The organism is Trichocoleus sp. DQ-A3 (genome assembly GCF_039961975.1).
Taxonomy (GTDB): Bacteria; Cyanobacteriota; Cyanobacteriia; order Cyanobacteriales; family FACHB-T130; genus FACHB-T130.
In genome coordinates, this window is the sequence record NZ_JAMPKC010000036.1 from 36012 (window position 1) to 45909 (window position 9898).

Sequence of the window (9898 nt, forward strand, 5' to 3'; positions counted from 1 at the left end):
CCAAAACAAGTAAAAATTAAAAATTAAAAATTAAAAAATTCATTTTGCCTTTTTACTTTTTAATTTTTAATTGATTTCATGCTGCCCATCGCGCTGAGCGAACAATTGCGACTTGGTCTAATAGTCGGAGAAACTGATTTTTCTCTTTGTCTAATAACCACTCACCTTTAAGAAAAGGTGCCATACTGTCTGGAACGTTAGTAAGCATCTGTACCTGATCGATATCAAGCCAGTCCATGCCGACAATGCGCTCAACGGCTAAGCCTAACATGGTGTCCTGGTCTTCAACGGCAATCACTGGAATCTCAGGTTTGTCTGTGTTCAGGGCAGATGAATCCCCTAAAAACTGCCCGAGGTCTGCGACCCAAATCACTTGCCCGCGCCAGTTCAGGGTTCCTAACAGGAGGGGAGAAGCGTTGGGAATTGGAGTAATCCTGTCTGGTGATGGAGAAACCACTTCACGGATTCCACTAGCTCCTAGGGCAAATTCGTTACCGGATGGAACGTAAAACCGCAGGTGTAATTCACCTTCAGGACTCTCCAGTTCCTGAAATCCGGGTGAGTGATCTTGACCGCTGCCTGTTAAAAAGTCCGGATTGCCGACCATTCTATCTCCTTAGCTGTTAACTGTTAGCTGTTAGCTTTTGTTACTTCTCGAAACCTAAAAGCTACTAGAACTTTGGAGGTCAGTAGTTTTGGGCTAATGGCTAATGGCTTGTTAGCCTCGTAGCAGCTGTTTGACCGTCCCTATTAGCTCGGTTGGCTGAAAGGGTTTGGCTATGTAAGCGTCTGCACCTTGTTTCATTCCCCAGTAGCGGTCAAATTCTTCTCCTTTCGACGAACACATTACCACAGGAACATTCTGGGTTTTTGGGTCGGCTTTGAGCCGACGACATACCTCATAACCGTTCATTCGGGGCATGACAATATCCAATACCACTAAGTCGGGGCAAGACTTGAGAATTTGTTCCAAGGCTTCGACACCATCAGTGGCAATCGTTACGGTTAACCCACTTCCCTTGAGGAGGTCTGAGATCATTGCCCGTTGTGCGGGACTGTCTTCTACAACCAGAACTACACTCATAACTCCCTACCTACCTGTCTGCCGGTTCAAACATGAACGCTCGTAAGCCACGATTGGTTCACCCCTCAACCATGTCATGACTTAAGTATCCCATCTAACTTTAGACTCCTGTACGGGCGCTGTTTACGAAATATCTCCCCTGCTTTGGAGAGTCGCTGGTAAACGATTGCCCCCACGACTTGCTTAGTATCTGTAGTCGGTAGCCCGTCGTTGATAGTCCCTAGTCCATAGTCTATTCCTAATTTCATCATTGAATGAAGCCCCGCCTCATCGGTGGGGCAATTTTACCCGACTCGTACATCTGTTTCTTCTATCTCTCGATTTAACTCTGTAGGGTCTAAAGGTTCTGATATCGTTGATTCTTTTTCACCAGGGCCAATATATCTCTCTAGTAGCATTAATAACTCACTTTCTCCAAAAGGCTTGGTTAGGTAGTCGGTTGCGCCTACCATCCTGGCTCTGACCCGATCGATAAATCCATCTTTGCCAGTCAGCATGATGATGGGGGTCTGCCGAAAAGCGGTTGATTTCCGGAGCATGGCACAAATTTCATAGCCTTCGAGGTCGGGCATTGCAATATCACAAAGAATCAAGTCGGGTTTGAGTTGGAAGACGAGACTGAGTGCTTTAAGAGGATTGCTAATCGCGGTTGCCTCATAACCTTGTGGTTTTAGGATATATTCGACGGTTTTACCGATGGCAACGTCATCATCGATACAGACAACGCGAGGAATTTTGTTGGCTGGGGTCGAATCGGATTCTATGCTAATTCCGACTCGGCGACTGGCTGCTGTTTCGTCGCTGGTACAACTTTGCAGTTGTACCCAACCTTGTTGTACATAGGGATAAATGGCTCTTGCCACAGTTAAAATTTCACGATTTAGATATCGGGCTAGCTGCCGTAGGGAGGTTTTTCCATCTAGCTGGCGATCTAGGGTTTTAAAAGCATTTTCTGGCAGGGCAGCGCGTAAAGAAACTGCATCGGCAATGACTGGGCAGTGATTGGGAGATTGAATGTGGGGATGAAATTGTTTCCACTCCTGCACCTGCTTCATGATCTTGGCGACGAGGGGGGCAATTTCTAGGGTGGTAAGTTGTGGTGCTAGCGCTGGGCCAATGTCGAAGATGAAGGAGCCTTGATGAAGGCTGAGGAGGTCGAATAAGGTTTCATGCACCATACTGCGGATGATGCTGCGCCCTTGAGCGGGGGTCAAAATATGATTTTCCAACAGTGCCCACAAGTAGCCGTATTCGGGCGCATTAATCGCATCAATTAAGGGGACTTCCAGAGTTTTGAGGGAGGTTTCGGCTCGATAACGGCGTAGGTAGTCGCGCAAACGCAACAAACTGCCGGTTCCATCGCTAGCATAGGCGATTTGTCCGTTGAGGAAGAAGACAAACCAGAACGGCCCTGGTTCTTTGAGTTTTGCGTCTCGGTAGGGGATGCTGGTACGTCGCGCCCCTACATGCTCACCCGTTCCTTGAACAGGTGAGCTGTATGCCTCCACGAATAATTCACCTGTTCGCTGACCTAATTCGATCAGTTGCAGGATGCTGCGTATATCAATTTCATTTAACGTTCCCTGCATGTAATGAAAATGCGCTCCTAATAACCGTTTGAATCTGAGTTAATGTTGCATTTGTCAAGTTTTACGCGGTGCCTGCTATAAAAATCTTTACAATTAGGTAGTTTTTCTTTGAGTAAAGGATGGAGCCAGATAATACAGTACCAGGGAAAGAGATTCTGGCGAAGGCACAATCTTTACTGGCAGAAGTCAAACCCATGCAAGTGATTTGTCTGGTTGCTTTTGCCTGGGTTCAATTAGAAATGGAACTAGCCGAGAAGTGTCTGTGGCAGGATTGCCTAGGATTCAAGTTAAATATTAAATAAGTAAATAAGAAAGAAATCGAAACATATTTAGTTTAATTTAAGACTTGACGTGGCTGCCAACACGGGCTAAATTACGGAGTCTTCAGGGAGAAACTGACCAAAAGGCGATCGCGTTTTAGATCGGGGTGTGAATTCAAAGGTGGAAGCGCCTCGTGGGTCGGCACTTCCACAACAAGGTCTGAAAAGGTTAGGATCGTTCTGGTTATGAAGCCTGGGCGAGAATTATGGCGGCATGGCTCTGGTGGGACCAGAGATCGGTCAACAAGCGGGCACAAGATACATCAAGAGGACCATCAGCGTGCTGTATCTAGCAGAAGTACAAAAAAAGAGTGGCGGTGTTTTTGGTGGTGGCAAGGCCGAACTAAAACTGCTGGCTTGTCAGCAGAATGACCAGAGTTGGCGTGCTGCGTCTGATGAAGTGATTCCCGCTCCTGAAGAAGCCAATAATTTTAATGGTGGCGTCTTGGTGCTGGTTGAGCTAAGCGGGAATCGGCAAGTGCAGCGTCCGCCGACAGAGGCGGGGCGTCAGTTGGTGAATATTTTGCAGAATTTCTCTCGCCAACTGGAAAAGTCGAAAACTCAGGAAGAAGAAATTGAACAGTGGAAGCAGTCGCTGACTTATCAGAGTCAGGAGTTAAACCGGCGCGAAATGGAAATGGAAGCGCGGGTGGAACAGCTGCAACAGTTGGAGGAAGACTTTGAACGGTTGGAGGCGCAACGTCAAGAAATTGACAGTTCGCGGGAGGAAATTGAGCGACTGCGGGAAGAGTGCGATCGCAACCGCATCGAGATGGAGGGAGCGTGGGAACACTTGCGGGGCGAGCAGCGACGCTTGGAGGAACGACAGGCGGAGTTCCAACAGGGAACGGTATTAGATGAGGAGCAAGGTCAAAAGATTCGGGAATTACTAGATCGTTTAGCTTCGGCGATCCCTCCTACGGAAGCAGTGCGAGAACAACTGAATCTGGCTTTTGAAATTGTCAACGGGCAGCAGGGAACCCTAGACCAGCACTGGCAAAATCTGGAGCAACAACGCAACAATGCCCAACAGAAGCAAGCGGAAGTAGACCAGCAAACTCAGGAACTGCAAAGGCGCACGGAGGAGTTAAAGCAGGCTCAAGAGGCTCTGGAAAAAGTGCGTTTAGAGCGGATGGTGCTTCAAAATTCCCTGGAGATCAAGCAGGAGTACGCTCAGATGCAGAGTCTCCAGTTGCGAAATCAGGAGGAGCTGTACGAGCAACTTCACCGTCTGGCAACAACTTCAACGGGTGTCAAGATTAGCCAAAAGGTGGATCTGGAAGCGCTGGAGAAAATGCCCCTAGGCGAGCTGCAAGAAACCGTGCAAAATCTTCAGCAAGATTTGGAAAAAGTGATGCGCTTTGTCAATGACCAAGAAGAAGAGTTGACCTTGCAGCGTCAAACGGTTGAGGAATTGCAGACGAAGATCGAGCAAGCCAGCGAGTATGACCGCCTCAGTTTGGAAAATGAGCTAGCAGAGGAGCAGGATTGCTACCAAATGCTGGATGAGACGCTGGTGGGTCAACGCATCTACCTGCGGGAGCGAGAAGAAGTTTTAAATCAACACTTGCGGGTGCTGCGGCGACGGCAAGGGATTGTGGACAATGAAGGGCAGGACAATCAAAAGATTGACTTGGGTCCGGTTCTGAGTCAGTTGGAGGGACAACGACAACAACAGGCAGAGGAACTACAAAAGCTGGAAAGCCAGATTGAGCAGGTGCGGATGAGTATTCAGCAAGCTCAAGGCATGATTGACCATCAAGCTGGCGAACAGGAGCAAGAGCGCCAGCAGATTAAGCAGCTAGAGCAGAAATTGCAGGAAATGAGGGCGGCGGCGGCGGAACTCGTGGGCAAGGTAAATACCTATCAGGAAACGCTACAGCCAATGCAGGATCGCCTGAATGAGATGCGGCAGAAGTTGGAGGCAATCGTGGGGACGTTGGCTCAGGTACAGGAAACGGGTGACTATCAGCTGCAATCAATTACTGAGATGCGGCAAGTTCTCCTCACCTTGATCGGTGGTTAGTTGAATGCGGCATGAGAATTAAAAATTAAAAATCCAAAATTAAAAATGAGTCGTTCTGAATTTTTAATTTTGGATTGTTAATTTTTAATTGAAATCCAAACTCCATCTACTTGTGCGATCGCGCCCCCAGGAAAGGGATCGGTTTGAGAGCGGTTGGGGGCTGTAATTAAGGCAGTCAGTTTTTCGATTTGCTCGAAGCTGGGAGTGATGGTTAGAACTGAGGCGAGAAAGTGTCGCATGACGCGACGTTGCAGGGCTAGGGGGGCTTGACGCAATACGAGGCGATTGAGTCTTGGGTCACGTCTGTAGTCAGTGCTGAGTGCTGTAGGGGCGGGGTTTTCCTGCTTATGCTCAGGGCTGAGTGGCGAGTCTTCGTTTTCTAGGGCTTGTTGCAGCAGCTTCTGAGCGGCTTCTTCAAGATATTGCACATCTGCCCGTAAAAGTTCCGCTGTCTTCGCCAGTGTTTGCTCAACTTGGGGGTTGAAGTGAGTTTGTAAGTATGGCAGTAACTCTTGGCGGATACGGTTACGAGCATACTTAAAGTCTTGATTGGTGGAATCTTCCCAAACGGGAATCTGAAATTCTTGGCAAAATTGAGCGGTTTGTGCCCTAGTGACTTCTAGAAGAGGGCGCACCAGTTGCAGTGTTGGATGCAGTGTTGAAGTCAGCGGACGCTGCCAGGTTAGGGCTTGTAATCCATCGGCACCACTGCCGCGCATCAGGTTATAGAGGAGGGTTTCAGCGCGATCGCTCGCTGTATGACCTGTGACAATGTATGGGAAGTTGTTGGTTTGGGCGATCGCACTCAAGGCTTGATAACGCCACTGCCGCGCCGCTGCCTCTGAGGTGATAGATGGCGTTTCTGGGGCGGTTTCCAAGTAATAGGAGACTTGCCAGGTTCTCGCCAACTGTTCCACATGGTTAGCATTTGCTTGGGAATCCGGACGCCAGCGGTGATCGCAGTGAGCAATTCCTAGATGCCATCCCCACTTTGGCTGCAAATCTAGCAGTAATTTGATTAAGCAGAGAGAATCTTGTCCCCCGGAGACTGCAACTAATAGGGGCTGGTTTCGCGGTAAGAGATGGCGCTCGCGTAAAATTCGATGCAATTGGGCATGGAGAGGCGTCCAAGGCGGAAGATTAGGCATTAGCTATCATCTTCTTTGAGTTGCTGACGAATATCCTCTAGTGGTGATTCTGGCTCATCCGGGCAAAATTCTAGAGTTACTCTAACCTTTCCTTGTTTCCAGTTAGCACCGGGTCTTAGAACCTTGCAATCTATACCCTCACTAAACCACTTTATTTGCTCACCAGTTGCTCCTACCTGAGCCTGCATCCGGTTAATGAATTCACCCACTTGGAAAGTGGAGTGATTAATTAAAAGTCTCTGAGTATTTGTATTAACACACAAAACATTGTCCGCTTCTATCCGCTCGAATCCATTATTCATGTGAATCTCCAGTTCCAGCACTTGTTCTAGATTTTTTCAGAAGTAGCCGCGAGTTTACTTGTTAGGCTGCTATTGGTTTTAATCAGTGCGATCGCTCGGTCGATAAACGTCACCGGGAGAGTGGTCGGGATTAATCTCAACCACCAAGTCTACCGTCCTAGGATTTCTCGTCAGCGGTTTGATAAATAACTCTGGGTGGAGCGATTTCCAGAAATACTTGACAAATTCATCAATTTCCGAATCTGTCATGCCAGATTTACCAGCAGCAATCATGTCGTGTTCTGCCTGCCGTCGCCACTGCACAGACAGACGATAATCAACGGGATACAGCATCATCAGCCGACCTAACCGTTCCCACAAAGGTACATAGTCCTGCAATCGGGCATTCATGTCACGGGCAAACGTTCGCTCAGCGGCGGTTAGAATCGGCGGTGGCGCGTTGTCAAAGGCAGCGGGGTCTATGGGACGGACGCCGACAAACCACCCTTCAAACAGGATGATATCGATGTCTTGGACAATTTCTGGCTGCGTCCTATCACCGGCACCTTCCCAGGCAGATTTATCAAAGCGGGGGACTGGAATCGGTTGTCCGGATGGCTGACGCAGACAGTCCAAAACGTCTAAACCCAATTGAATATCGTGGGTTCCAGGTGGCCCGCGCCAGAGCAAGCGGGGATCTTGCTTTCTTAAGGCAAGGCGATCGCGATAGGTTTTGTAGAGGTCATCTAGAGACAGGCTGAGTGTCGAGTTCCCTAGGTGTTTGAGAATTAAGGTAAGGACGGCTCCCAGAGTCGTTTTGCCAGTTCCCTGTCCCCCTAAAATTCCCTGGATGAGGGGGCATCCTAACTGTTGCCGATCCTGCGCTAGTTTTGTGGCTAGGGGAAGCCAGAGGTTCCACAGCGTTTCTAAACTGAGGGATAGGAACTGCGGGCTAAGGACTGAGGAAAGATGGGGATAGATTAAGAGGAACAAATGCGATCGCTTGCGGATGACTTCCTCCACATTGGCGGGTGCGATCCCAAAAGCTTTCGCCCGGAAGTCATCTGCTAGCGCCTGTGCTGCCAAATGTTCCAACTGTGCTGAAGTCGGCGTTTTTCTAGCGATCCAATCGTTAAAAATTTGGCGAAGAGAGTCCATCACGAACCAAGTTTAAAGGCTTCAATAAATAAACTGTAAGTCAGACCAATTTTCAGCGCATTCAACATTTCTGTCACTAATAAGCGGTTGGGAACGCCTTCACCTGTTGGCACAACTCGCCGGTTTCTGCCGTAAACGAACCGATTCACGGTTTCGGTGAAAAAAATTAAAAATCCAGCGGCAATCACATCCCAGTTAGCGGTTTGTCCCGCTGTTGTGGGAATAGCGGTTCCTAGAAACACGCCCACTAATAGGCTCATCACCACCAGCGATATCCGTCGCCAGGGATTGCGAAACCATCGCCTCAGCTGTTGGCTGACAACATCAAAGAGATTGTTGAGACGAGTCCTTTGCATCGTTGAGGCTGACTCCGAAGTAATGTCCTGCTTTCCAAAAGCTTTTTTTAATTATCTGATGCTCCTACCACTTCCTCGATTGGGAAGTTTTATAAAGCTGGAGGCGGCGCTTAGCGCGATCGCCGCCTTAATAAAGATTTGTGTTTGTAATATAGAGATTTATTTAGAATCAAAAAATTTCTTAAAAGTAAGGGCATTCTCAATACAGATGAGATGATGTGTCCGTGCCTTCTCCTATGCCAACCAGCATACAGATAGCCCTAGCAACGGTAATCAGGAGACAACTTAGGATTGGAGCGATCGCGCTGCGGCAATGGGGTAGCGATCGCTCCATTTTACATATCCAGCGTAGGTTTGCACTTCGTCCAAATTCATTTTCTAATCGTGAGTAACTTATAAAACGCAATAACCAAAACCCAACACCTCTCATACGCTCTATAAGATTTAAAAATTGAATTCGGAGTTTATAGAAAAAAAGGTATAAATTCAATTTGTGTCAATTTCGCGACAACTTATGCCGGAGGAATTTCTCGAAAGAAGTCTCCTCTCCTAGAATCTATCAATATCACACATCAATACTATACTTATCTAACTTCCAAAAATGAGTATCAACGTAACGGGTTATCAGCTTTCTCCTTTGCCCCTTCATGAAGGAGCCAAAACGGTTATTTATCAGGGTAATAGAGAGGCTGAACTAACCTCTGTGAGTATAAAAGCCCTTAAAGCAGAATATCCTACTCTTGAATAAATTTCTCGATTGAGACATGAATATAAAATTTTACTGCCTTTGGATATAGAAGGAGTTATCAAATCACTGGCATTGGAAAACTATAACAACGGTCTAGCACTGGTATTAGAATATTTTGACGGAGAATCTCTTGAAAAAGTTATCAATTCTTCCCTAAAAAATGATTTAAACCATTTTCTTATAATTGCCATTCAGCTAGCAGATACCCTGGCTGCCCTGCATCAAAACAGATTATTCATAAAGATATTAAACCCCACAATATCCTGATAAATTCTAAAACTGGTCAAGTTAAAATTATAGATTTTAGTATTTCATCGCGTCTTTCTAGAGAAACTCAGACACAAGGTCATCCCACTTTACTAGAAGGCACCCTTGCCTATATGTCGCTCGAACAAACAGGGAGAATGAATCGGTCGATTGACTACCGTACCGACTTTTACTCCTTAGGTGTCACCTTTTATCAAATGCTGACGGGAAATTTACCTTTCTCTTCTACTGACCCGCTGGAACTCGTTCATTTTCACATTGCTAAACAACCTGCTTCTCCCGACCAGCTCAATCCAAAAATTCCAGCATCAATTTCAGCGATTGTAATGAAATGATTAGCTAAAAACGCTGAAGCTCGATATCAAAGCGCCCAAGGATTAAAGGTGGATTTAGAAGAATGTCTCGTTCAATTGCAAAGACATGGCAAAAGTGAATACTTCCTTCCAGGTCAGCGAGATAAATCTGGGCAATTGTTCATCCCCCAAAAACTGTACGGTCGTGAAACTGAAGTAACCACCCTAATGGATGCCTTTGACCGAGTCAGTGCTGGAACTACCGAGATGATGCTAGTTTCTGGTTATTCAGGCATCGGTAAATCTTGCTTAGTTTAGGAAGTTCATAAACCCGTTGTGCGTCAGCATGGATATTTTATTGCGGGTAAGTTTGACCAGTTTAAGCGAAATATTCCTTAACGGTGCTTAAACGAAAAACAAGACTCTAAAAAGGTATAATACAGGCATGGCAACCATTTCACGTTATGGTGTGATAAATGAAAGAGACAACTCCCGCCGCCATGCCCCCTTGCTTCAATAGATGGTGCAAACGCTTTGATGATATATTGACGCATCAAGCCCAAAAACGGGAGTTTAGGAACTATATAAGCGGATTATTGGGGGAAAGTGAACGAAAAAACCTGTCTCA

General features: G+C 46.9%; 10 protein-coding genes and 2 pseudogenes. 4 read left to right on the forward strand and 8 right to left on the reverse strand.

From position 1 onward, the window contains the following. Positions 1-76: 76 nt before the first annotated feature. The 4 genes from NDI44_RS26285 to NDI44_RS26300 all read right to left on the reverse strand — a co-directional run bounded on the left by NDI44_RS26285 (position 77) and on the right by NDI44_RS26300 (position 2673). Positions 77-607, reverse strand: coding sequence for a chemotaxis protein CheW (locus NDI44_RS26285; protein ID WP_190414516.1), 531 nt, complete (start codon positions 605-607; stop codon positions 77-79). Positions 608-718: 111 nt separating this feature from the next. Beyond that, a complete protein-coding gene (locus tag NDI44_RS26290; RefSeq protein ID WP_190414517.1) occupies positions 719-1084 on the reverse strand; it encodes a response regulator in 366 nt (121 codons plus the stop codon). A gap of 74 nt (positions 1085-1158) precedes the next feature. Beyond that, entirely contained in the window at positions 1159-1335 is a 177-nt protein-coding gene (locus NDI44_RS26295; protein WP_190414518.1) for a hypothetical protein, read from the reverse strand. 33 nt (positions 1336-1368) lie between these two features. After that, positions 1369-2673 (reverse strand): response regulator, encoded by a 1305-nt coding sequence (locus tag NDI44_RS26300; protein WP_190414519.1) that lies wholly within the window; start codon positions 2671-2673, stop codon positions 1369-1371. A 119-nt stretch (positions 2674-2792) separates the two neighbouring features. On the opposite strand from NDI44_RS26300, the gene NDI44_RS26305 reads away from it, so the two are divergent. Further along, positions 2793-2975: a hypothetical protein gene (locus NDI44_RS26305; RefSeq protein ID WP_190414520.1), complete on the forward strand. Its 183-nt coding sequence runs from the start codon at positions 2793-2795 to the stop codon at positions 2973-2975. 232 nt (positions 2976-3207) lie between these two features. Then, the gene (gene hmpF / locus NDI44_RS26310) at positions 3208-5019 is read left to right on the forward strand and encodes a pilus motility taxis protein HmpF (RefSeq protein WP_242037645.1); all 1812 of its coding nucleotides are present in this window, start codon (positions 3208-3210) and stop codon (positions 5017-5019) included. 77 nt (positions 5020-5096) lie between these two features. Here hmpF and tilS read toward each other — a convergent pair whose 3' ends face one another. The 4 genes from tilS to NDI44_RS26330 form a co-directional block, all read right to left on the reverse strand. After that, positions 5097-6167, reverse strand: coding sequence for a tRNA lysidine(34) synthetase TilS (tilS, locus tag NDI44_RS26315; protein ID WP_190414522.1), 1071 nt, complete (start codon positions 6165-6167; stop codon positions 5097-5099). Then, on the reverse strand, positions 6167-6469 hold the full coding sequence (locus NDI44_RS26320) for a KGK domain-containing protein (protein WP_190414523.1): 303 nt from the start codon (positions 6467-6469) through the stop codon (positions 6167-6169). Before NDI44_RS26320 ends, tilS begins: the two co-directional genes overlap by 1 nt. A gap of 78 nt (positions 6470-6547) precedes the next feature. Beyond that, positions 6548-7606, reverse strand: a complete 1059-nt coding sequence (locus NDI44_RS26325; protein ID WP_190414524.1) for a glycerate kinase — start codon at positions 7604-7606, stop codon at positions 6548-6550. Next, positions 7606-7962: a DUF565 domain-containing protein gene (locus NDI44_RS26330; protein ID WP_190414525.1), complete on the reverse strand. Its 357-nt coding sequence runs from the start codon at positions 7960-7962 to the stop codon at positions 7606-7608. Before NDI44_RS26330 ends, NDI44_RS26325 begins: the two co-directional genes overlap by 1 nt. A gap of 601 nt (positions 7963-8563) precedes the next feature. On the opposite strand from NDI44_RS26330, the pseudogene NDI44_RS26335 reads away from it, so the two are divergent. Beyond that, positions 8564-9666: pseudogene (locus NDI44_RS26335) on the forward strand (protein kinase); the annotation flags it as partial. An 80-nt stretch (positions 9667-9746) separates the two neighbouring features. Beyond that, positions 9747-9898, forward strand: a pseudogene (locus NDI44_RS26340) (IS701 family transposase); the annotation flags it as partial.

What these genes read in the sequence shown, in the direction of transcription:
- NDI44_RS26320 (WP_190414523.1), bottom strand. Translation starts at nt 6,469, where the DNA reads ATGAATAATGGATTCGAGCGGATAGAAGCGGACAATGTTTTGTGTGTT.
- NDI44_RS26305 (WP_190414520.1), top strand. Translation starts at nt 2,793, where the DNA reads ATGGAGCCAGATAATACAGTACCAGGGAAAGAGATTCTGGCGAAGGCA.
- hmpF (WP_242037645.1), top strand. Translation starts at nt 3,208, where the DNA reads ATGGCTCTGGTGGGACCAGAGATCGGTCAACAAGCGGGCACAAGATAC.
- NDI44_RS26330 (WP_190414525.1), bottom strand. Translation starts at nt 7,962, where the DNA reads ATGCAAAGGACTCGTCTCAACAATCTCTTTGATGTTGTCAGCCAACAG.
- NDI44_RS26325 (WP_190414524.1), bottom strand. Translation starts at nt 7,606, where the DNA reads ATGGACTCTCTTCGCCAAATTTTTAACGATTGGATCGCTAGAAAAACG.
- tilS (WP_190414522.1), bottom strand. Translation starts at nt 6,167, where the DNA reads ATGCCTAATCTTCCGCCTTGGACGCCTCTCCATGCCCAATTGCATCGA.
- NDI44_RS26290 (WP_190414517.1), bottom strand. Translation starts at nt 1,084, where the DNA reads ATGAGTGTAGTTCTGGTTGTAGAAGACAGTCCCGCACAACGGGCAATG.
- NDI44_RS26300 (WP_190414519.1), bottom strand. Translation starts at nt 2,673, where the DNA reads ATGCAGGGAACGTTAAATGAAATTGATATACGCAGCATCCTGCAACTG.
- NDI44_RS26285 (WP_190414516.1), bottom strand. Translation starts at nt 607, where the DNA reads ATGGTCGGCAATCCGGACTTTTTAACAGGCAGCGGTCAAGATCACTCA.
- NDI44_RS26295 (WP_190414518.1), bottom strand. Translation starts at nt 1,335, where the DNA reads ATGATGAAATTAGGAATAGACTATGGACTAGGGACTATCAACGACGGG.